Source organism: Polaribacter sp. Asnod6-C07, assembly GCF_045063625.1.
Lineage (GTDB): Bacteria > Bacteroidota > Bacteroidia > Flavobacteriales > Flavobacteriaceae > Polaribacter > Polaribacter vadi_A.
Genome location: NZ_JBEFOF010000005.1, coordinates 115,929 through 139,555, shown reverse-complemented (window position 1 = coordinate 139,555; position 23,627 = coordinate 115,929). Strand labels below are relative to the sequence as shown.

Here is a 23,627-nt window from a genome sequence, read left to right as displayed (position 1 = left end):
AATTACAACCTTAAAAATTTTACATAAATGCAATACAAACAATAAAAAGTATTGAAATTGTTTAAGGGAAAATGGGCATTAGAGAAATCAATTTCATCTAGATACCCATTTCTTTGGATATTTTCATGTATTGAAATATATCACTGGGGAATATGTTTTTAATATAGATTTAAACTTAATGTTATAAAAATGATTCTAGTTTATCAACCATTTCTGTACTACCACAGAAAAAAGGTACTCTTTGGTGTATTTCAGTAGGTTTAATGTCTAATATACGTTGAACACCATTTGTAGCTTTTCCGCCTGCTTGTTCAGCTAGTAAAGCAATTGGGTTTGCTTCGTAAAGTAATCTTAATTTTCCGTTTGCGTTTTTAGTACAATTTGGGTACATATAAATACCACCTTTTAGCATATTTCTGTGAAAATCTGAAACCATAGAACCAATATATCTAGCTGAATATGGACGATCTTCTTCTTCTTTTTGACAATATTTAATATAATCTTTTACGCCTTGAGGAAAATGAGAATAGTTTCCTTCATTTACAGAATAAATATTTCCTGTTTTTGGTATTTGTATATCAGCATGCGATAAATAGAATGATCCTACTGCTGGGTTTAATGTAAAACCGTTTACACCATTACCTGTTGTGTATACTAGCATAGTTGATGTGCCATAAACAACATATCCTGCAGCTACCTGTAAACTTCCTGGCTGTAAAAAGTCTTCAAGTTGTACTGGAGTTCCAATTGGTGTAACTCTTCTAAAAATCGAAAAAATAGTACCAACTGATACGTTTACATCAATATTTGAAGAACCATCTAAAGGGTCCATTAAAACTACATATTTACCTTTATTGGCTTTATCACTTCCGTTTATAGAAATAAATTCATCCTCTTCTTCTGAAACAATTCCACAAGCAATATCACGTTTTATTATAGAGTGGATAAACTTGTCGTTGGCAAATACATCAAGTTTTTGTTGATTTTCTCCTTGAACATTTACCTCGCCTACACCTCCAATAATATCAACTAATCCTGCTTTATTTACTTCATGGTTTACCATTTTAGCAGCAAGTCTAAGACCATTTAACAATTTAGATAATTCGCCAGATGAATATTGGAATGCTGATTGATTTTCAATAATAAATTCTCCTAAAGTAATATGGTCGCTCATAGTTTTTTGTTTTTGTATGTTAATAGAAATAATTTATTATAGATATTTCTTCATTAACATAGCAGCCCCTAAAGCACTTTCGTTTTTACAGTTAGAAATTTTAATTTTACAATTCTTTTTTAATAATGATAAGTATTTAATAAATATTCTATTTCTATTAAAACCACCAGAAATATAAATACATTTTAGTTCCGAATTTTTATCTGATATTAAATTAATACCATTAATAACTTTTTTACAGATTTCTAATATTAATTGATAATAGGCAGTATCATAAGAGCCAAAATATTTGAATAATTTTTCATTTGCTTCAAATTCAGTATCTATACCTTCTGCTAAAAAAATTTGAGCGTTTTCGACAATTAGTTCTTGACAAAGTTTTTCATTTAAACCAAGGCTTAGGTGCCTATCTATATGAACGTTATAATGCTCACTTAAGGGTTTTAAATATACCTCATGAATGCGTCCTAAAAATTGCATTGAAGATTTTATTTGTTGCTTTTTTGGGGTCATAAAACATAAACAATTGTTAGTCAATTGATGACTTGTAAGCGTTTCATGACTAAATGGATTCATAGCAATAATCCAAGTTCCTGTAGAAAGTAACATAAAGTCTTTAGTGTTATTTTCTTCTAAAAGAGGGATTATTGATGAAGAGCTATCATGTAAACCAGAGCCAACTGCAACTTTTTTTCCATTTATAGTTGTTGAAATAGCAATTTCTCCATTAGTAGGTTCTGGTAAATTTATATTCTCTTTTTTTAACCATGAATGATATTCCATATTGTCAAAATCCCAAGTAGCTGTATGAGCACCAACAGAAGTAAAATCTGAAGTAATTTTCTTTGTAAAAAGATAACTTAAGTATTGAGGGTAATGTAAAATAGAATGTACTTTTTCCCAAACTTGAGGTTTTTCTTTCTTTAGTTTAAGAATCTGAAGACCAGTATTTAACATTCCATAAGAAGGAGATGCTGTTCTTCTAGAAAATTCTTCTACACCACCATTATTTTGATAGAAATCTTTATAATCTTCTGTTTCTAATGGTTTTAAGTAATTGTATAATGGAGCAATGCGTTTTCCTTCTTTATCTAAATAGATTAGTGACGCTCCATGTGTAGAAAAGTTAATAGCTTTTAAGTTGTAATAAGGATTGTCTTGAACTTTTTCTACTTCGTTTAAAATCCAACTTTCTATAGATTCTAAATCATCGCAAGGAAAACCATCCTCATCTAGAACCTCTTGAAATTGAGTGGAATTTTCTGCACAAACTTCAAATTTTTCATCGAATAAAAATATTTTTTTATTGGTTTTTCCAATATCTATTACAGCTATTACATTTTTCATTACAAACCCTAATTTAAAAAAGGTGTTTAGTTTTAACCTCACACCTTTTTAGTTGTTTTCTAAATTCGTTATTCTTTAAATCCGTATAAAGGACCATAATTTTTACAAGCTCTATAATCAGCACCTTCTAATCCTTCTCCAAAAGCAGACCATGCACTTGGTCTAAATACATCATCTTCACTAACATTGTGCATATTCACAGGAATACGTAACATAGCAGCTAAAGAAATTAAATCTGCACCAATATGACCATGAGAAATTGCTCCATGGTTTGCTCCCCATTTAGCCATTACTGTATAGACATCTTTAAAGAAACCTGTACCTGTAGTTCTTGGAACAAACCAAGTTGTTGGCCAAGTTGGGTTTGTTCTTTCATCTAAAACTTCATGAACATCTTCTGGTAACTCAACACTCCAACCTTCTACAATTTGTAAAACTGGTCCAATTCCTTTTACCAAGTTTATTCTACACATTGTCATTGGTAACTCACCTCTAGTTTTAAATTGAGATGAAAAACCACCACCTCTAAAATATTCTGCAATTGCAGCAGGCCACTTTGTGTTATCTAAACATCTTTGAACATCTTCTTCAGAAATATCCCAGAATGGTTTCATTGTAGGGTTTCCTTCAGCGTCTTCTTGTTGTGCAGTTGCATCTAAGGTTGTAGAACCAGAATTGATTAAGTGAATAATTCCATCTTTAGCAATTCCTGTTAATTTTTTACCTGTAACTCTTTCTACAGACTCAGGACTCCAATAAGTTCTTACATCAGAAAATAATTGTGCTTTATTAGTTAACAAATGTCCAAATAACATAGAAATTGCATTTAAACAATCGTTTTCTGTAGCAAAAGTATATGCTTGTCTAATTCCATTCCAATCAAAAGAAGAATTTAAAATAGACTCAGTATAATCTGCGTTTGGTTGGTAATCTGTCCACTGACGTTGACCTTGAAAACCTCCCATAATAGCATTTCTACCTTTAGATTCTTCACCAAAGCCCATTTCTTTTAACTTTGGATTTCCGTTCATTAAATCTTTACAGATTAATGTCATTTTCACAACTTTTTCCCACTCAGCTTCTTTTACTTCTGCCGATTTTTGAGCTTCAGGACTGTTATAGTCTTTTCCTTCTATACAGTTTTCTTTTGTCCAAGCCAATGCTTTTGCATATTCTTCTTGATCAAAAATTCCTTCATCTATTCTTCTTAAAATTTCTACAGACTCTACAAACTCAGATCTAACACCTAAATAATCTTGTAAAAAATTCACATCAACCATAGAACCAGCAATACCCATAGAACTATATCCTATAGATAAATAAGATTTCCCATTCATTTGAGCGACAGCCAAACCACCTTTTACAAAACGTAAAATCTTTTCAGAAACGTCTTGAGGAATTGTTTGATCTCCACCATCTTGAACTTCTTTACCATAAATACCAAAAGCTGGTAACCCTTTTTGAGAATATCCTGCCAAAGCTGCTGCTAAATAAACTGCACCTGGTCTTTCTGTTCCATTAAATCCCCAAACTGCTTTTGGAGTTGAAGGGTCTGTATCCATAACCTCTGTTCCATAACACCAACATGGAGTTACTGTTAATGAAACTTCTACACCTTCTCTTTTAAATTTATCTGCGCAAGCTGCTGCATCTGCAACACCTCCAATAGTAGTATCTGCAATAACACATTCTACTTTTTCTCCACTAGGGAAACGCAATGTTTCTTCAATTAGTTTAGCTGCAGCTTTAGCCATGTCCATTGTTTGAACTTCTAAAGACTCTCTAACACCTAATTCACGTCCATCAATCACTGGACGAATTCCTACTTTTGGTAATCTACCTATAAGTCTACTACTCATTATATTAATTTTTTAAGTCCTATGTAAATTGTTCTAACTCTGTTAATTGCTCGTTTGATAATCCTGCTGGTTTAAAACCTGCAGCCCAACACATCATTAACATTTTAGCTCCTTTATTAGCTACATCTAAAAAGTCCCATGCTTTCATTACATCTGGTGCTGTTGCTGTTGCTCCATGTTTTTCCCAAAGAGAAACATTTCTTGTTTTAAAAGCTTCTATTGTTACTTCAGCTAAAGCTGCTGTACTAGATAAAGCGTAAGGTGTACAGTGAATTCCTTTAGGAACAAATACTTTAACCTCAGGACACATCATCCAAATTTGTCTGTTTAATTCTTCTTCATTATCAAACAACTCATGATGACTCATACAGATTAATTCTAAAGGATGTGTATGCACAACTGCTAAATTTTCTGGATGATGAATGCTATTAAATAAGTGAATACTTGAATGAGAAATCAACTCACATGTAGGGCCAAAGTTTTCTCTTTCTCCACCCCAAACTATAGAATAACCAGTTGCATCTTCATTAATTAAAAGGATACAAGAAACATTTTCTAAATGATCTACTAAGTCTCTTAAATAACAACCTGTACCAGTAATGTATATAACAAAATTAGCAGCGCCTTTTGGAAATTCGAAAGGTACTTCTGTACCAATTCCTTTTAAATCTTCTATGTTGAAGAAAGAAGTAAGGTTCATAGAGATATTACCTGCATTTCTTTCTGCCCATTCACGTTGCCATAAATAACCTGCAACTTCAGATACTTTTTTTAATTCTATTTCTACTTCCTTAGGAAGATTAACTTTTTTCATAATAAGAATATTTTATTCTACAAAAATAAACCTAACTTCAAGTGTAATAAATATTTAAAATCTGTATTTTTGTATCTAATTTAAACATTCTACATTTTTGAAATACCCAAAAAGCATAGAGCTAGGAGATCCATCTTCTAACAATCAAAACCTAATAGATATTAAGTTAAAGATTCTTTGTTGTAGATATTGGCTATTAGACTTGTGGGATTGTCATGATATGGTTTTTCCATATTGGCGTATTTATTGGAATAAAAATGATGGTGGAGAATTAACACATGGAGAAAAAGTGTATGTTATGAATCCAGACAGTTTATATATAATTCCACCATTCACCTCTTTTTCATCTCGATTTGTAAAAAATAATATTTATTCAAAAGGGATACATGTTTCTGGGAGGCATTTAACTACGAATTATAGTGAAGAAAGCTATTTAGATAAATCTCTTGTTCATTTTTTTACACATTTTAATTTAGGACTTCCTTTTGATAACGTATATCCAGGTATTATCGAAATAAAATTAACAGACTATTTAAAAGATAGATTACATTATATTACTGAAAGGTTAAAAATAGAAAACACTAATTTTAAGTTGACTTTTAATTTAAAGCTGCAATCATTTATTAAAGAGGTTTTAACGAACATGGGGCCAGAATTATGGAAAGCCATAAATATAGATGATAGAGTTTTAAAAATTATTAGATATATAGAATCTAACATTACTCAGAAATTTAGCAACCCAAACCTTGCAGATAAGGTAAATATGGCTCCAAATTCTTTTGCAAGATTATTTAAAAAGGAGATGAATATTACGCTTCATAATTTTATTCAAAATAGAAAAATCGCAAAATCTTGTGATTTCTTTGATCATTCTAATAAAACAATTGAAGAAGTTGCATTTGATTTAGGTTTTTCAGATCGATATCACTTTTCAAGGGTTTTTAAATTAGTTACAGGTTTAACACCTGCTATTTATAAATCAGGGAAATATACTTAAATTTTAGTGCTTTTTTTTGTTGATGTTTTATTGGAGCAAAGTGCCGATGTTTAAATTATACATAATTTTGATTATTATGGATAAACTTTTACTTTTAATATTAATTTAGTTTTGCTTGGCTATCAAAGGTTTATTGGTAGTTGTTTAGGCTTAAGTGAAGTTTACTGATTTTTAAAAAGTACACAAATCACTAGAAAATTAAATTATAATAACTGATTTATTAAAATCAATATCAAAAAATTAAATTATATCATTATGAAAGAATTCGACCAGTTTATTAATGGACAATGGATAAAATCTACTTCAACAAAGGTTACAGAGGTTGTAAACCCTTGTACAGAAGAAGTTTTATCTGTTATACCAGAAGGTTCTATAGAAGATGCTAATAAAGCATTAGATGCTGCGAAAAATGCGCAATTTGGATGGAGATCCATGACTGCTATAGAAAGAGCTGGTTACTTAAATAAAATGGCATCAGTAATTAGAGATAATAGAGTTTTTTTAGCAGAGACTTTAGCTGCTGAACAAGCTAAAGTAATTGGATTAGCGCAAGTAGAAATTGATGTTACTGCAGATTATTTTGATTATTACGCTGGTTGGGCTAGAAGAATAGAAGGAGAAATTATACAAAGTGATCGTAGAAAAGAACACATCTTTTTACACAAATCTCCTATTGGTACTGCTGTTGGTATTTTACCTTGGAACTTTCCATTTTTTGTAATGGCAAGAAAAGTAGCAGCTTCATTAATTACAGGAAACACTTGTGTAATTAAACCTAGTTGTATTGCTCCAATTACCATTTTAGAATGGGTAAAATTAATTGATAAAATTAAATTACCTGCAGGAGTTTTAAACATGGTTTGTGGAACAGGACCAGTTGTAGGTAACGCACTTTGTAAAAGCCCAATTACAGGGATTATTAGTTTAACTGGTAGTGTTATGGCCGGACAAAAAGTTATGGAAGCTGCTGCAGAAAATATAGCAAAAGTTTCTTTAGAATTAGGTGGTAAAGCACCTGCTATTGTTTGTGCAGATGCTAATTTAGAATTGGCTGTTAATGCTGTTGTTAACTCTAGAGTTATATATAGTGGACAGGTTTGTAATTGTGCAGAAAGAGTTTATGTAGAAGATAAAATCCATGATCAATTTATGGAGATGGTTACTGAAAAAATGAATAATCTAAATGTGCAAGATGCATTTTCTAAAGATAATCCAGATTTAAGTGCTTTGGTTTCAAAAGCACAAATGGATAAAGTTGCAGAAATGGTAGAGTTTGCTAAAAAAGAAGGAGCAGAAGTTTTAGTAGGTGGTACTAAATCTAACCAATTTGATAAAGGTTATTTTTATCAACCAACTTTATTAACCAACGTGACTCAAGATATGAAAATAATGAAAGACGAGATTTTTGGACCTGTTTTACCAGTGATGAAATTCGGTTCATTAGATGAGGCTATTGCTTTGGCTAATGATTGTGAATATGGTTTAACATCATCAATCTTTTCAGAAAACTTTAATAAAGTGATGCATGCTGCAGATCAATTAGAATTTGGTGAAACATACATCAATAGAGAACATTTTGAAGCAATTCAAGGTTTCCATGCAGGTTGGAAAAAATCTGGACTTGGTGGAGCAGATGGTAAACATGGTATGCAAGAGTATTTACAGACTAAAGTTGTATACGCTCAATACAGATAGAAAGAAAGAGTAATAAAAGTGTAATTAATAATTACACTTTTATTTTAACTTATAAACTTAAAAAAATAACTATTTCCATGTCAGATCCGAAAAAAATACCAGTAGTATCCAAAGAAATGCTAGTTCCATTTATAATAATTACTTCCTTATTTGCGCTTTGGGGTTTTGCTAATGATATTACAAACCCAATGGTTGCAGCATTTGGTACAGTTATGGAAATATCTACAGCAAAAGCTGCTTTAGTACAACTAGCTTTTTATGGAGGATATGCAACAATGGCAATTCCTGCAGCTTTGTTTGTTAGGAAATTTAGCTACAAAAAAGGTATTTTATTAGGATTAACCTTATATGCTGTTGGAGCATTATTGTTTTTCCCTGCAGCAAAATTTGAAGTATTTGGATTCTTTTTAGGGTCTTTATATATTTTAACTTTCGGTTTGGCTTTTTTAGAAACCACAGCAAACCCATATATTTTATCAATGGGAGATGAAAGAACAGCTACAAGACGTTTGAATCTTGCACAAGCATTTAATCCTATTGGTTCTCTTTTTGGAATGTTTGTGGCATCAAAATTTATTTTAGTAGCTTTAGATTCTGATAAAAGAAATGAAGCAGGTGAATTAATTTTCAGTACTCTTGATGAAGCTCAAAAAGCAATTATTAGAACTAGTGATTTAGCAATTATTAGAAATCCGTATGTAATTCTTGGTTTTGTTGTTATTGCTATGCTTATTTTAATAGCAGTAACTAAAATGCCAAAAAGGAATAAGTCAGCAACTTATTCAAGTGCATCTTCATCATTTTCTAGGCTATTTAAAAACGGAAAGTATAAAGAAGGAGTATTGGCTCAATTGTTTTACGTTGCTGCACAAATTATGTGTTGGACGTTCATTATTCAATATGCTGGAAATTTAGGAATAGCCAAAGCAGATGCTCAAAACTATAATATTATAGCAATGACTATCTTTTTATGTAGCAGATTTATAAGTACCTTTTTAATGAAGTATATAAACTCCAAAAAATTACTTATGATTTTTGCACTTTGTGCAATGGTTACTGTTTCTGGAGTTATACTAATTGAAGGTATTATAGGACTGTATTTACTTGTTGCTACTTCTGCTTTTATGTCATTGATGTTTCCAACAATTTATGGAATAGCTTTAGATGGTTTACAAGAAGATGATAGAGCTTTAGGTGCTGCTGGATTGGTTATGGCAATTGTTGGAGGAGCATTAATGCCAATTTTACAAGGAACAATGATAGATATGGAGAAAATAGGTCCTTTTTCTGGGGTAAACTTTTCTTTTATCTTACCTCTTATTTGTTTTTGTGTAATTGCAGTTTATGGCTATAGAACTTTAAAAATTTATAAATAAAAATCAACCAACGTTAAATTTAAATATAAAATGGCATTAAATTTTAATACCAAATACCCATCTATAGATGATCTAAGGAAAAAAGCACAAAAAAAAATACCAAAATTTGCTTTTGAATATTTAGATGGTGGTTGTAATGAAGATGTTAATCTGCACAGAAATACATCAGAATTAAGAGATGTACAATTGGTACCTCAATACTTAAGAAAATTTAATGGAGCTAACCAAAAAACTAAATTATTTGGCATTGAGTATGATGCGCCTTTTGGAATTGCTCCAGTAGGATTACAAGGTTTAATGTGGCCAAATTCTCCAGAAATTCTGGCAAAAGCTGCTTTTGAACAAAATATTCCTTTTATTTTAAGTACAGTTACTACTACTAGTATAGAACGTGCAAGTGAAATAACTGAAGGGAAAGCTTGGTTTCAATTGTATCATCCAGCTGAAGATAGTTTAAGAGATGATATTTTAAAGAGAGCTGAAGCTGCAGAGTGCCCTGTTTTAGTTATTTTATGTGATGTGCCAAGTTTTGGATTTAGACCAAGAGATATCAGAAATGGATTGGCAATGCCTCCAAAAATGAACCTAACTAATATTTTACAAGCTTTTGGAAGACCTCATTGGAGTTTACAAACTTTAAAACATGGAATCCCAAATTTTGCGAATTTACTACCATATATGCCTAAAAATTTAGATTTAAAACAATTAGGTAAATTTATGGATCAAACTTTTTCTGGAAGGTTAGATGAAGAAAAAATAAAACCAATTCGTGAAATGTGGAAAGGTAAAATCGTTTTAAAAGGTGTTGCATGTCATCAAGATGCAGAAAAAGCAATACGTTTAGGTTTAGATGGAATAATCGTTTCTAATCATGGAGGAAGACAATTAGATGCAGGAGAATCATCAATTAAACCATTAACTTCTATTGCAGAAAAATATGGTGATCAAATTGAGGTAATGATGGATAGTGGAATTCGTTCTGGACCAGATGTTGCTAGAGCATTAGCAAGTGGAGCGAAATTTACATTTATGGGAAGATCTTTTATGTATGGAGCTGCTGCTCTTGGTAAAAAAGGTGGAGATCATACTATATCGCTTTTAAAAACTGAATTACAGCAAGTTATGGAGCAGCTTTGTTGTGAGAGAGTTGAAGATTTACCTAAACATTTATTGAAATAAGTAAAAATGAAAAAGAAAGTATTTGTTTCTGGTTGTTTTGATATGCTTCATAGTGGTCATATTGCATTTTTCAAAGAAGCATCTAAATATGGAGATTTGTATGTAGGTATTGGTTCTGACAGCACAATTTCAGAATTAAAAGGAAGACAAACTATAAATTCTGAGCAAGAGAGAATTTATATGATTAATGCCATAAAGCATGTAAAACAAGCATTCGTAAATTCAGGTTCTGGGATTTTAGATTTTAAAGAAGATCTTATAAAACTAAAACCAGATTTTTTTGTTGTTAATGAAGATGGCTATTCTCCGAAGAAAGAAGAATTGTGTCAGGAATTAAATATTGAATTAAAAAAGTTAAAGAGAATTCCAGATACTGGTCTTCCTGAACGATCAACAACAGCTATAAGAACTGGTGGAAATTGTACTTTACCTTATAGAATTGATTTAGGAGGAACTTGGATAGATCAACCATATGTTTCTAAATACCATCCAGGTTGGGCTATTACTATTTCTTTAGAGCCAATAGTAGAATATAATGAACGATGTGGAATGTCTACATCAACCAGAAATGCTGCAAAAAAAATATGGCCTTATTATTTGCCTTTAGAAAAGCCAGAAAAACTTGCTGAAATACTTTTTAAATTTGAAAATACACCAGGTTCTACAATGATATCTGGAGCACAAGATGCTATTGGTATTTGTATGCCTGGATTAACAAGGCATTATTATAATGATGGATTTTGGCCTACAAAATTTGAATCTATACAAGATGAAACCACATTAGAATGGTTAGAAGAACATATTTCTATGGTTCTTTTATGGCCTAGAGAAAAAGGATTAGATTTACTATCTGACACTTTTATCAATGAGGAAAATGTAAAATCTCTTACAACTGCAGCTGATAATGTTTGGGAATCTATAAAAGAGAAGGACTTAGAAGGGTTTGCTGATAGCTTTTTAAAATCTTTTAATGCTCAAGTTAAAATGTTTCCATCAATGGTTAATGATAGAATTTTAAATGAAATTGATAAATATAAAGAAAAAGCCCTTGCTTGGAAATTAGCAGGTGCTGGAGGTGCTGGATATCTAATTTTAGTTTCAGAAAAACCTATTGAAGGCGCTATGAGAATTAAAATAAGAAGAAAAGAAATGCTGTAACATAATATTACAATCTATTTTAAATAAAGTATGTTTTATATTGTTATAAGTTGATCTTTTTCGAAATTCTTTTACTATTCTGATGATTTTTTTGTCGTTTAACTATTTTTATTTTCTAGTTAAATCTCTTTTGTAAATATTTTTTGGAACTACTTTTTTGGATATATCTACACCTGTATTGAGTTCAATATTTGCAATAATATCTTGTAAAAACTCTTTTTTAAACTCAAGTTCTTTCTAATATTATGTTCTTTTAGTTTTTTAATTTCATCTAGTTTAATTATACCCGTTTATTGTTGCTCTAAGGTTCAATACCTTCTAATCCAGTAGCATATTATTCTCATATTTTTTACTTGTAAAGTTTGTTAAGATAAGACCGTTTTAAATTTGATAACAACCAATTATTGGAGATCTAAAGTTGCTTTTTGGTAATTTTTTTTCACTATTATTAATTTTGTGTTTTCATAAGTCACTGTAATTTATTTTTAGTCAACCTATTTCAGGAAAGTTCTGGTATTAATTGTGGTTCAAGTTTTCATGATTTTTCGTCATTAAATTTGTTGGAAAATAATTTAATACGAAAATCAAACCAATATAATTCGGTTGCCTTTTTAACTTTTTAAAATAATTTAGGCTCAATACCAAAAGTTTGGAGTAACGATAAAAAGCAGAACTTTGATGTTTAAAATATTTAAGGTTTGGAGATTTCAATTGATGTTATAAAATGCTCTAAAGTTATAATTGACGATAGAAAGGCAGCTTACAAAGCAACACAATATTTAATAGACATTGGTTGTAAAAGAATTGCACATTTTAGAGGGTCATTATTGCCTCAAAATTCAATTGATTGTTTTTTAGGTTACAACAGGCTTTAAATGATAATAATATAATTTATGACCCCAATTTGGTATACTTCTTAAATAATATGAGTTTTTAAGAAGGAAAATTTTAAGCGAATAAACGTTTAAAAATCATACCAGCGTTGATGGAATATTTATTAATACAGATTTAGTAGCCATTGGCTCCATATCAGAACTTAATAATCAAGGCATAAAAGTACCAGAACAAATAAATGTAATTGGTTTATGGCGTCTGTAATTTCTCCACCTTTAACCACTATAAATCAACCTGGATTTGAAATGGGTAAAAAGGCTTTTAAATTACTCTATAAAGAAATTAAAACATAAAAATATATATGCACATGAAGAAGTGGTTTTTAATACAGATTTAGTTTTTAGAAATTCAACAAGAAAGTAAAAATTAAGTTTTTGTTTTTTTTTGGGAGGTAAGTATATACCCAAATTATTACTTTTTAAATAGTAATATAATTTAAAAACTGTATAGCAACTCGACTTCGAAAATTACAATTAAATAGCTTATTATTTTTATTAAATTAACAATAATGTTAAATTAATGTAATATTCAAAATTATATAATTACCTGACAACGTATCTAGGACATTTTTGTATGTTAGCATTAAATAAATTTAAAGATAACTTTAAATTAAACTTTAAAAATGAGTTTTAAAAAAACCTCTAATTTAGATACACAAGAAGATTTATGGAAGTTATTTTTGAAAGGAGATATGATTGCTTTTCGTAAAATTTATAATTTTCATTATCAAATGATGTATAATTTTGGTCTTAGATATATTGATTCTAATGAGGTTACAGATTGTGTTCATGATACTTTTTTAAATATTATTCATTATAAAGATTCTATATCAGAAATTACTAATGTTAAAGCTTATTTATTTAAAAGTTTAAGAAATCAAATTTATAAAGTAAAGAAATCTAAAAAAATAGAATTTGATCTTATAGATGGCACAGTTGCTTATCAAGAAGATGATACAGATAAAGAAAAGGTTTTGAATGAATTAAAATTACTTATAGAAAAATTAAGTCCGAGAGAAAAGGAATTAATTTATTTAAAATATTTTCAAGGCTTTAATAATTTTGAAATATCTGAATTATTAGATGTTAAATATCAGACTGTTAGAAATGTTTTGGCAGGAGCTATTAAAAAATTAAGAAAATTAGGAAGTAATTTTATAGAAATTTTGTTTTTTTTATTGTCAAAATAATTTTCTTTAAAATTAACATATTTCATATAGTACAATTTAAATTTAGTTTGCTCTTAAAAACAATAACTAAGGTTTTTAAATATAAAGACAAACTTCTTAATGAATTTCTATATGACAAATACTCGTACGCTATTAGTAATTTTTACATTCTTTTTTTCTTATTTTTCTTTTTCTCAAAGTTACTTTTATAATGAATATGCTCCTTTTAATAAAAACATTCCAAGTCCAGAAGAGTTCTTAGAATATGCTATTGGAGATTATCATACCAGGCACGATTTAGTGGTTGCATATATAACTAAACTATCAGAAGTATCTAATAATGCAATTTTACAGCCTTATGGAAAAACAAATGAAAATAGGAAACTAATTAATTTAGTAATATCCTCAGAAAAAAACCTTAAGAATTTAGAAAATTTAAAAGAAAAGCATCTACAAGTTATTCATAAAAATATAGATATAAAAGATTTTTCTGATTTGCCTATTTTTATCAACTTAGGTTATAATGTGCATGGTAATGAGCCTTCTGGTACTGAAGCAGCTTTATTAACAGCTTATGTATTATTGGCATCAGAACATCCTAAAGTAAAAGAATACCTCAAAGAAGCTATTATTTTTCTAGATCCATTAATAAATCCTGATGGTAGAGATAGACATACCAATTGGGTAAATACTTTTAGAGGTAGTCCGTTAATAGCAGATAAATATGATATAGAACATAATGAAGCTTGGCCAAGAGGTAGAACAAATCATTATTGGTTCGATTTAAATAGAGATTTGCTGTTAGCAGTGCAGACCGAAAGTAATGCAAAGTTAAAATGGTATCATGAATGGTATCCAAATGTAGTAACAGATTTTCATGAAATGGGTACTAATAGTACTTTTTTCTTTGAGCCAAAACAACTTTCTGCATCTTTAACGCCAGTTACACCAAAAGAAAATTACACAGTTTTAAATGATGCTTTTGCAAAATTTTTTACTGCAGATTTAGATAAAATTAAATCCTTGTATTTTACTAAAGAAAAATATGATGCTACTTATCCTGGTTATGGTTCTACTTATGGCGATTTACAAGGTTCTTTATCATTATTATTTGAGCAAGCGAGTTCTAGGGGGCATATACAAGAAACACCAACAGGTAACATTACCTTTAAATTTACAATTAGAAATCAGTTTGTTACAAGTTTTTCTACCATAAAAGCTGCTATTTCAAATAAAGAGTTGTTGTATTCATATCAAAATAATTTCTTTAGATCATCTATAGATAAAGCATCAGAAAGTAAAATAAAAGGCTATGTTTTTGGTGATGATTATGATAAAAACAGAAATAAATCCTTTATAGACTTATTGTTAAAACATAAGATTAAAGTTTATGATTTAGAGAATGATATTACTGTAGAAAATAAAAAATACAGAAAAGACAAATCTTATTTTGTGCCTACAAAACAAGCACAATATTTAATGGTAAGAACTATGTTTGAAACCTATAATAAATATAGAGATAGTGTTTTTTATGATGCATCTTCTTGGTCTTTGGCTAATTTTTATAATATGAAATATAGTTCGCTTAAAAAAACACCACAATATAAAAGTGAACTTACATCAAAAACAAATAAAATAACTTTAGAAAAATTTACTAGAAGTAATTATGCATATTTAATTTCTTGGGATGATTATTATGCTCCTGCTTTATTAAATTATCTGCATAATAAAGGGGTAATTGTAAAAACTGCCACCAAACCTTTTAAAGTAAGTGTAAAGAATTCATCACAACAATTAGAAAGAGGCAGTTTGTTAATTGCTGTAGGAATACAAAATGTTTCAGAAGAATCTTTATATACTATTTTAAAAGAGGCATCAGAAAAATATAATATAAATATAAACGCTGTAAAAACTGGGTTTAGCTTACAGGGTATAGATTTAGGAAGTTCTAATTTTATAACTTTAGAAAAACCAAAAGCAATGATGTTAGTAGAAGGAGGTGTTTCTGCTTACGAGGCTGGTGAAGTTTGGCATTTATTAGAACAAAGAATGCAAATGCCAATTAGTAAAGTTCCAGAAAGAATTTTTTATAGAACAGATTTAAGAAAGTATAATGTTATTATCATGGTTTCTGGTTATTATAATTTGTTAAATGAAAAAAGTAGACAAAAACTTAAAGACTGGGTAGCTCAGGGTAATACGTTAATTACTATACGTACAGCAAGTTCTTGGGCAATTAGAAATAAATTGGTTAAAGAAAAATTGGTGGTTCATAAAAATAGTACGAAAGATTCTTTAGTACGTTTAAATTATGGAGAATCTAGAGAACATTTAGGAAGAAATAGCATAGGTGGAGCAATTTTTAAAGTAGATTTAGATACTACACACCCTATTGGTTATGGTTATCATAACAGAGAATTACCTATTTATAAAAATAATAGAGTTTGGTTGGCACCAAGTAAAAATAAATTTTCTACAGTAGCAAAGTACACAAAAAACCCACATATAGATGGTTATATTACCAAAGAGAATTTAGATAATTATCTTACAAAATCTGCATCAATAATAGTAAATCAAATAGGTAAAGGAAGAGTTGTAATGTTTGCTGATAATCCTAATTTTAGAGGAGCTTGGTATGGAACAAATAAACTATTTATGAATGCTATTTTCTTTGGATCTATTATAAATATCCCTTAGAAGCAATAATTATTCAATTCTTGATAATGAAGAGAAATGTCTGTTTTAATAGATTATTTCTCTTTTTTTTATGTTTAAGATGAATAAAAAATAAGAAAATTTAAATTTTAACACTTTTCTTATAGTACAAAATGGTAAAGTTTTACTTGTACTTATAAATCATAACGAAAAGTATGTTAAATAATCAAAATTTTAAGATTGACGAATTGTTAAATAATGATGATTTTATTCTTTGGATTAAATCGAACGAAAAAAATAGCAACGACAATTGGCAAGAATATAAAAAGCAATTAAATGCAGAAGGAAAAGCTAATTTTGAAAAAGCAATTTCTATCTTAAAAAAAGTATTTGCGTTACATATAGATGATACTAATTTGTCTGCAGAGTTTATACAAGAACAATATATTCGATTACTAGAAAAATCTAAGAAAGAGAAAATTGCAAAAAAATCGAAATATGTTGTTTTTAGAAATGTATTAAAATATGCAGCAATTTTTATTTTACTTTTTACTTTAGGTAATGTTGTTGTAAATAAGTTGTCAAAAAAATCTTTTGATAAATATCTAGCTACTTCAGACTTTAATTCTTCAGAAATATTAATTAAAACACCTAGCAATAAGTTTTATAAAATAAAAGATGATACCAATAGTAAATGGTTAATGGAAAACGGAATTTTAGTAAATGTAAATTCTGATGAAATATCTTTTGTATCTACAGATAATGTAAGTAAAGCAAGAGCTGTAGATTATACTATTTATGTACCGAAAAGTAAAAATTACCATGTTTCTATGATAGATGGTACAGAAGTAGAATTAAATTCAGATTCAGAATTCACTTTTAACAATTCTACTTTATCTAAAGAAAGAAAAGTTAACTTAAATGGAGAAGCTTTTTTTAGTGTAGCTCATAATAAAGAACGCCCTTTCTTGGTAAATTCTTCAGATTTAGAAATTAAAGTTTTAGGTACAGAATTTAATGTTTCTAATTACAAAGAAAATAATTTTACTAGTACAACATTGGTAGAAGGTTCTATACAAGTTTCTAATCCTCAAGGAGAAAGTAAAATTATAGAGCCAGGTAATCAGGCCAAATTATATCATAATCAAAATAAGATAATTGTAGAAAATACAGATGTGCAAAATGTAGTTGCTTGGACATCTGGCGTATTTATTTTTAGAAATGAAAAATTAGAAAAACTAATACCAAGATTAAACAGATGGTTTAATAAGGAGTTTGAGTTTGAAGGCGAAGAATTATTAGATTTTAAATTTACAGGAACCTTGAAAAAAGAAAACGACCTGAATCATTTTTTACAAATGCTTAAGTATACAAAAGGTATAAGTTATTCTATTGAAGGTAAAAAAGTAAAGTTAACCAAAGATCTAGAGAAATAAAATACACTTATTTACGCAAACAAGTTTTTTCAATTAAAGACAAAAAAAGATAACTTATGAATAAACATATTTTTATAAGAAGTAGTAAAAAAGTAATGCGAGTTGCAGTACAACTTTTAATTGCTATTTCAATATTTTCTAATTCCTTTAACACCTTTGGTTATGAAAAATTTAAGGACTCTACATTAACTGTAAATCAAGAATTAACAATTAAAGAATTATTCAATTTAATAACAGAAAAAACAGAGTATGATTTCTTTTATAATAGCGATTTAGAAGAACTAAATTATAAAATAGACTTGAGTGTAATTAAAGCACCTGTTTCTAAAATATTAAATATTGCTTTTAAAGATTTGTCTTTAGAGTATACTATAAAAGGGAACGATATTCTTATCAGAAAAAATACAAAACAGTTAAATAAAACAATTTCTGGTATTGTTAAAGACGATTTAGGTTACCCTTTACAAGATGTAAATGTTTTGATAAAGAACACAAGTAAAGGAACAATTACAGATGTAGATGGAAAATTTACCTTAAAAGTTAACGCTAAAGATGTTTTAGTATTTTCTTTTTTAGGGTTTAAAAATAAAGAAATATTAGTTGGTGATAAATCTTATTTTGATGTTGTTTTAGAACTAGAAAACAATATGTTAGAAGAAGTAATAATAGCTGGTGTTGCTTCTGGAACAAAAAGAAAATTAATGTCGGTTTCAGTATCTAAATTAAATGAAGATAAATTTAATGAAGTTCCGCAAACATCAGTATCAGCTTCTTTAGCAGGTAAAGTTCCTGGAGTAACAGTAACTTCTTTTAGTGGTTCTCCTGGTGGTAGTTCTAATATTGTTTTAAGAGGTTCTACAAATCTTACAGGTAACAATAGCCCTATGATTTTGGTTGATGGTGTTATACTTCAAGGCTCTTTAGCAGATATTAATATAGATGATATAGAATCTATAGAGGTTGTAAAAGGTGCTTCTGCTTCTTCTTTGTATGGATCTAGAGCAGCAAATGGTGTTGTTGTAGTTACATCAAAAAGAGCCGGAAATTTAAAAGATGGCACTACCTCTGTAACCATCAGAAATGAAGTTGGTATACAACAAGTTACTAAATACTTAGATTTATCAACATCTCATCATTATCAACTTTCTCCAGATTGGTTAGACCAAACTACATATACACAATATTACTTTGTAGATTATCCTTCTGATTATGTAACAGGTTGGGATCCTAATATTATTGGTAATAGAGTAGAGAAAGAAGATCATTATCAAGATATGCCTTATAGAGTAAATAATGATTTACAAGAGCAAATGTTTACTAATGGGCAATATTTAACCAACTATGCAGGTGTTGGGCACAGGGTAAATAACACGAGTATTTTTCTTTCATTCGAAAATAACCAAAACAAAGGTGTTGTTATTGAAACAGAAGGTTACGAAAGACAAAGTGTTAGAATGAATATTGATCATAGAATTTCTGATAATATTAAAATTTCTGCAAGTAATAATTTTATTAAAACTTCTAATGATTTTTTAGGTGGAGGTACACAAGCCTTTTTCGAAGTTTTAATGACAGATCCTGATGTAGATTTATTTTCAAACAATGTAGATGGTCAAAAATATAATTTTTATCCAAATCAATGGAATACTCAATTTGCAAATCCATTATACGATTTATGGGTTAAAGAAAGCGACTCAGAAAAAACAAGATTTTTAGGTTCTTACAGTTTAGAATGGAAAATAGCAGATTGGTTAAAATTCGAAGGATCTTTTGCAATAGAATCTCAAGATTATCAAAGTACAGATTATATACCAAAAGGTACAATTATAGATTTATTATCAGAAGAAACTAATAATAATTCTATTATAAGTCCACAATACTCAGAAGGTTCTTTAAATAAATATCGCTCTAAAATCGATAACAATAGTTTACGAGCTACTTTTAGTTTTAATAAAAAATGGAATGATTTAGCTTTTAACGGTAAATTAAGTTATTTATACGAGAACAATCATTTTAATAGTTTAACATCTTCAGGTACTGGGTTTACTTTACCAGGTATTCCATCTCTAAAATACATACCTCAAGAAAATATAGATGCTACAGATTATCAAACAGATCAAAAAGCAATTAACTATTTTGCTATTGCATCTTTTGTTTATAAAAACAGATATATTTTAGATGGTTTATTTAGAATAGATGGTTCTTCTTTATTTGGAGAAGAAGAAAGATGGCAAAATTATTTTCGTGTTTCAGGAGCTTATCGTTTAACAGAAGATATTAAGATAAAAAATGTAGAAGAGTTAAAGTTAAGAGCTGCTTATGGTACATCTGGGTTAAGGCCTTCATTTTCTTCGCAATACGAAACTTTTAATGTAAATGATGGTTCTTTTACAAAAAGCACTTTAGGTAATAAATATTTAAAACCATCACGTTCTAGTGAGTTAGAAATTGGTATAGAATCTTCTTTTTTTAAGAGATTTAATTTTGTAGCAACTTACTCTAATACAAAAGTAACAGATCAATATTTATTGGCTCCTTTACCTGTACACGCAGGTGGTTATCCATATCAATGGTTAAATGGAGGTGAATTAGAAAGCAATACTTTCGAAGCAATGCTAAACTCTAAAATTATCTCAAATGATCAATTTTCTTGGGATTTAACTTTAACATACGATAGAACAAGACAAGAAATAACAAAATTAAATATTCCTGAATATAGCACAGGACCAAGAAGTGCATTTAAAATACGTGAAGGTGAAGTTTATGGAAGTATGTATGGGGTAGATTTTGTTAGAACCTTAGACCAAATGTCTGAACAATTAGCTAGTGATGATGATATAACCAACTATATAGTAAATAGAGATGGAGTTGTAGTTAATAAAGCAGATGTTGGTACAGTAGACGAGAAGCCATTTGTTGTTTTAGATGAAAATGGAGCCGAAAAAAATGTTAAAATAGGTGATATTAACCCTAATTTTAGATTAGGAATCAATTCTACCTTTAAATACAAAGGATTTACAGCCTATATGCTTTGGCAATGGAAAAACGGAGGAGATCTTTATAATGCAACTGCTCAGTATTTAGTTCGCGACAATCGTCATGCAATGATAGACCAAATTTATACTAAACCTGAAAATAAAAAAACGGTAGATTATTATCAGGCTTTATATGATGCACAAGCTTTAAACGGATTTTGGGTAGAAGATGCTTCATACTTAAAATTAAATGAGGCTTCTATTTCTTATTTGTTTGATAAGAAAGATTTAGGTCAGTTTGGTAAATATATAGAATCTGTAAAACTTGGGGTTTTAGGTAGAAATTTGTTAACCATAACCAATTATTCTGGCTACGATCCAGAAGCAGGTTATGATGGTTTCTTATTCGATAATTTCGGATACCCAAATTTTAGTAGTTATTCATTTTCTGTTGAATTAAAATTTTAAAAATATGATTAATAACATGAAAAAAACTTTTTTACTTTTTTTAGGAAGTATGTTTTTTATTGCTTGCTCTTCAGAATTAGATGTAGAGAATATAAACGAACCAAATAGAGAAGAAGTTTTACGAGGTGCAGATGGTGTAAGAGCATTAGCATCTGGTTTATTTAATACTTGGTTTATACAAGAACAACATAATTTTGGTTCACCAGGTCCTGCAATGTGGGTAATGGCAGATTGGGGAACTGTTACTTGGGCTAATTATGGTACTCTAGATATGAGTATGGAACCTAGAGTTTTTCTAGATAATTCGCCTTCATATGCCTATCATTCTGTAATTAATAATTATTGGCGCTATATGTATAGTGTAACAACTACTGCAAATGATGTTGTTTTAGCGATTCAAAATGGTTTAGAGATAGGAGAAAATGGTTCAGAAACAGCAATGGTTAAAGGCTTTTCTCATTTTATGCAAGGTTTAGGTAATGGTTATATAGGTTTAGTTTACGATAAAACTTTTCCATCTGATGAAAATACAGATTACGAAACTTTACTAGTTACAGATTATGCAGCATCAATAAATTTAGCAATTGAGCAGTTAGAAAAATCCATAGAAATTTTTGATAATAATGATTTTGTATTACCAGAAGATTGGATAAATGGTAACGCATTTACTAGTGGAGATATGTCTAAACTCGCGCATTCTTTTATAGCGAGATTAATGGTGTATTCAGCCAGAAATAAAGAACAAACAGAGGCTATAGATTGGCTTTCGGTTTTAGAACATACTAATAAAGGAATTACAGAAGATTTTAATGTAGAGGGAGATGGAAATGGATCTGATAGAAAATGGATGTCTTGGTATAAATATTATTTAGCAAGACCAAACTGGGGTAAAGTAGATATGAGAGTTGTAAATCTATTAGATGAATCAATACCTGCAAACTGGCCAGATGGTGGTGTAAATGATTTACCCCATGAAGGGAAAATAATTTCTAACGATAAAAGAATTCTAACAGACTTTGAATATGATGCATCTAATAACAGGCCAGAAAGAGGTATGTACAGGTGGTCTACTTATAGATACTCTCGTTTAGACGATTATATAAATGCAAACTTTTTTGCACCCGTAATTTTAATGAGAAAAGCAGAGATAGATATGCTTAAAGCAGAAGCACTATTAAAACTTAATAGATTGTCTGAAGCAGCAGATATAATAAATTCAAGCACTAGAGTAACCAGAGGTAATTTACCAGAAGTATTAGTTAATGAAAATGATATTAGTAAAGCAATAACATACGAAAGAACTATAGAATTAGCATTAACAGGGATGGGAATAGAGTATTTTGATATGAGAAGAAATGGAAATTTACAAGATGGTTCATTACTACATTTTCCTATGCCAGCACAACAATTAGAAGTAATCCAAGAATCATTTTACACATTTGGAGGTTTAGCACCACAATTTGGAACACCAAATGAAGATGTTTCTGTAAACGGATGGTACAAACCTTAAATAATAACATAAAATAATTACAACAATATGAAAATAATTAAATTACTGATCATCATCTTTTCTTTAGGACTAATCTTTGTTTCTTGTTCAGATGATCCTGTAGAGGTTTATCCAGGTATAATTGTAAGAGTAGATACCGTTTTTGTAAAAGGAGTTAATCGTACTTACCCAACTTTTACAGGCTCAAATACTTCAGATGATAGATTTTACGCTTTTAGTGGAGGTGCAAGTACAGATTTAAGTTCAATGTCTGGAGAAGATTTTACTTATGAAACTTGGATAAAAGTAGACTCAGATGCATTAATTGGCAGTTTAGATTCTATCTCTGGTAAAACAGCAGGCGGAGCAAATATTATGGAAAGAGGTAGAAATTTTGAATTGTACTTAGTTGAAGATTCAGATGCAGATTTTGCAATAAAATATAATCGATTAGATGATGATAATCTGGCTCTTGGCTCAATGAATTCTAGTGATTCTAATATTAATTTAAGTTTTGATGAATGGGCACATATAGCCATTTCTCGTTCTTCATCAGATAATACAGCTAAATTTTATATCAATGGAGTTTTAATAGATTCTAGTACAGATGATTTATGGATACAACCAGTAAATGATACTTGGTTAGATTTTAATTATATGTATAGAGGTGGTAACATAAACTTTTTTAAAGGATCTTTTGATAATATTAGAGTTTCATATATAGATAGATATCCAACAGCATTTATTCCTAATCAATATGAAAAATTTGCTGTTGATAGTAATACATTATTACAAATGGATTTAGATGAGAATTTAACACCATTTGAGCCTGCTACAGATTTTGATAAAGTAGAAATTAAAGGAGTGTATAGTTATTATATACAAGTAATTAATACTGTTTATTGGACTAGCGAAGATTCAACAGTACCAACAAAATAAACAG

Annotated in this window: 17 protein-coding genes; 13 read left to right on the top strand and 4 right to left on the bottom strand. The window is 29.2% G+C overall.

Features of this window, described 5'->3' with window-relative positions; all coding sequences use genetic code 11:
- Window positions 1-181: 181 nt before the first annotated feature.
- From fbp to rhaD, 4 genes are all read right to left on the bottom strand, one after another.
- On the bottom strand, window positions 182-1,174 hold the full coding sequence (gene fbp / locus ACJJVK_RS00705; RefSeq protein ID WP_215995858.1) for a class 1 fructose-bisphosphatase: 993 nt from the start codon (window positions 1,172-1,174) through the stop codon (window positions 182-184).
- A 36-nt stretch (window positions 1,175-1,210) separates the two neighbouring features.
- Complete coding sequence (locus tag ACJJVK_RS00700; protein WP_405562266.1) at window positions 1,211-2,521, bottom strand: FGGY family carbohydrate kinase; 1,311 nt, start codon at window positions 2,519-2,521, stop codon at window positions 1,211-1,213.
- A 68-nt stretch (window positions 2,522-2,589) separates the two neighbouring features.
- Window positions 2,590-4,380, bottom strand: coding sequence for an L-fucose isomerase (locus tag ACJJVK_RS00695; RefSeq protein ID WP_405562264.1), 1,791 nt, complete (start codon window positions 4,378-4,380; stop codon window positions 2,590-2,592).
- Between the two features lie 19 nt (window positions 4,381-4,399).
- Window positions 4,400-5,194: a rhamnulose-1-phosphate aldolase gene (gene rhaD, locus ACJJVK_RS00690; protein ID WP_215995861.1), complete on the bottom strand. Its 795-nt coding sequence runs from the start codon at window positions 5,192-5,194 to the stop codon at window positions 4,400-4,402.
- Window positions 5,195-5,291: 97 nt separating this feature from the next.
- On the opposite strand from rhaD, the gene ACJJVK_RS00685 reads away from it, so the two are divergent.
- The 13 genes from ACJJVK_RS00685 to ACJJVK_RS00625 all read left to right on the top strand — a co-directional run bounded on the left by ACJJVK_RS00685 (window position 5,292) and on the right by ACJJVK_RS00625 (window position 23,623).
- A complete protein-coding gene (locus ACJJVK_RS00685) occupies window positions 5,292-6,191 on the top strand; it encodes a helix-turn-helix domain-containing protein (RefSeq protein ID WP_405562263.1) in 900 nt (299 codons plus the stop codon).
- A gap of 255 nt (window positions 6,192-6,446) precedes the next feature.
- Window positions 6,447-7,886, top strand: coding sequence for an aldehyde dehydrogenase (aldA, locus tag ACJJVK_RS00680; protein ID WP_215995863.1), 1,440 nt, complete (start codon window positions 6,447-6,449; stop codon window positions 7,884-7,886).
- 77 nt (window positions 7,887-7,963) lie between these two features.
- The gene (gene fucP, locus ACJJVK_RS00675) at window positions 7,964-9,262 is read left to right on the top strand and encodes an L-fucose:H+ symporter permease (RefSeq protein ID WP_405562261.1); all 1,299 of its coding nucleotides are present in this window, start codon (window positions 7,964-7,966) and stop codon (window positions 9,260-9,262) included.
- Between the two features lie 30 nt (window positions 9,263-9,292).
- The gene (locus tag ACJJVK_RS00670; protein ID WP_215995865.1) at window positions 9,293-10,441 is read left to right on the top strand and encodes an alpha-hydroxy acid oxidase; all 1,149 of its coding nucleotides are present in this window, start codon (window positions 9,293-9,295) and stop codon (window positions 10,439-10,441) included.
- Window positions 10,442-10,447: 6 nt separating this feature from the next.
- The gene (locus ACJJVK_RS00665; protein ID WP_405562259.1) at window positions 10,448-11,599 is read left to right on the top strand and encodes an adenylyltransferase/cytidyltransferase family protein; all 1,152 of its coding nucleotides are present in this window, start codon (window positions 10,448-10,450) and stop codon (window positions 11,597-11,599) included.
- A 698-nt stretch (window positions 11,600-12,297) separates the two neighbouring features.
- Entirely contained in the window at window positions 12,298-12,474 is a 177-nt protein-coding gene (locus ACJJVK_RS00660; protein ID WP_405562257.1) for a hypothetical protein, read from the top strand.
- Window positions 12,475-12,589: 115 nt separating this feature from the next.
- Window positions 12,590-12,697, top strand: a complete 108-nt coding sequence (locus ACJJVK_RS00655) for a hypothetical protein (RefSeq protein ID WP_405568285.1) — start codon at window positions 12,590-12,592, stop codon at window positions 12,695-12,697.
- 418 nt (window positions 12,698-13,115) lie between these two features.
- Window positions 13,116-13,682, top strand: a complete 567-nt coding sequence (locus ACJJVK_RS00650; protein WP_215995867.1) for an RNA polymerase sigma factor — start codon at window positions 13,116-13,118, stop codon at window positions 13,680-13,682.
- A gap of 111 nt (window positions 13,683-13,793) precedes the next feature.
- On the top strand, window positions 13,794-16,358 hold the full coding sequence (locus ACJJVK_RS00645; protein WP_405562255.1) for a M14 family zinc carboxypeptidase: 2,565 nt from the start codon (window positions 13,794-13,796) through the stop codon (window positions 16,356-16,358).
- A gap of 173 nt (window positions 16,359-16,531) precedes the next feature.
- On the top strand, window positions 16,532-17,752 hold the full coding sequence (locus tag ACJJVK_RS00640) for a FecR family protein (RefSeq protein WP_405562253.1): 1,221 nt from the start codon (window positions 16,532-16,534) through the stop codon (window positions 17,750-17,752).
- 56 nt (window positions 17,753-17,808) lie between these two features.
- A complete protein-coding gene (locus ACJJVK_RS00635) occupies window positions 17,809-21,195 on the top strand; it encodes a SusC/RagA family TonB-linked outer membrane protein (RefSeq protein WP_405562251.1) in 3,387 nt (1,128 codons plus the stop codon).
- A gap of 16 nt (window positions 21,196-21,211) precedes the next feature.
- Window positions 21,212-22,705 carry a RagB/SusD family nutrient uptake outer membrane protein gene (locus ACJJVK_RS00630; RefSeq protein ID WP_405562249.1) on the top strand — a complete coding sequence of 498 codons (1,494 nt, stop codon included), beginning with the start codon at window positions 21,212-21,214 and terminating at the stop codon, window positions 22,703-22,705.
- 27 nt (window positions 22,706-22,732) lie between these two features.
- On the top strand, window positions 22,733-23,623 hold the full coding sequence (locus tag ACJJVK_RS00625; RefSeq protein WP_405562247.1) for a LamG-like jellyroll fold domain-containing protein: 891 nt from the start codon (window positions 22,733-22,735) through the stop codon (window positions 23,621-23,623).
- Window positions 23,624-23,627 lie beyond the last annotated feature (4 nt).

Bases quoted from the DNA above. Each gene is read 5' to 3' on its own strand.
- ACJJVK_RS00630 (WP_405562249.1), top strand. From the start codon at position 21,212: ATGAAAAAAACTTTTTTACTTTTTTTAGGAAGTATGTTTTTTATTGCT.
- ACJJVK_RS00635 (WP_405562251.1), top strand. From the start codon at position 17,809: ATGAATAAACATATTTTTATAAGAAGTAGTAAAAAAGTAATGCGAGTT.
- ACJJVK_RS00650 (WP_215995867.1), top strand. From the start codon at position 13,116: ATGAGTTTTAAAAAAACCTCTAATTTAGATACACAAGAAGATTTATGG.
- ACJJVK_RS00670 (WP_215995865.1), top strand. From the start codon at position 9,293: ATGGCATTAAATTTTAATACCAAATACCCATCTATAGATGATCTAAGG.
- ACJJVK_RS00640 (WP_405562253.1), top strand. From the start codon at position 16,532: ATGTTAAATAATCAAAATTTTAAGATTGACGAATTGTTAAATAATGAT.
- rhaD (WP_215995861.1), bottom strand. From the start codon at position 5,194: ATGAAAAAAGTTAATCTTCCTAAGGAAGTAGAAATAGAATTAAAAAAA.
- fbp (WP_215995858.1), bottom strand. From the start codon at position 1,174: ATGAGCGACCATATTACTTTAGGAGAATTTATTATTGAAAATCAATCA.
- ACJJVK_RS00665 (WP_405562259.1), top strand. From the start codon at position 10,448: ATGAAAAAGAAAGTATTTGTTTCTGGTTGTTTTGATATGCTTCATAGT.
- ACJJVK_RS00645 (WP_405562255.1), top strand. From the start codon at position 13,794: ATGACAAATACTCGTACGCTATTAGTAATTTTTACATTCTTTTTTTCT.
- aldA (WP_215995863.1), top strand. From the start codon at position 6,447: ATGAAAGAATTCGACCAGTTTATTAATGGACAATGGATAAAATCTACT.
- ACJJVK_RS00700 (WP_405562266.1), bottom strand. From the start codon at position 2,521: ATGAAAAATGTAATAGCTGTAATAGATATTGGAAAAACCAATAAAAAA.
- fucP (WP_405562261.1), top strand. From the start codon at position 7,964: ATGTCAGATCCGAAAAAAATACCAGTAGTATCCAAAGAAATGCTAGTT.
- ACJJVK_RS00625 (WP_405562247.1), top strand. From the start codon at position 22,733: ATGAAAATAATTAAATTACTGATCATCATCTTTTCTTTAGGACTAATC.
- ACJJVK_RS00695 (WP_405562264.1), bottom strand. From the start codon at position 4,380: ATGAGTAGTAGACTTATAGGTAGATTACCAAAAGTAGGAATTCGTCCA.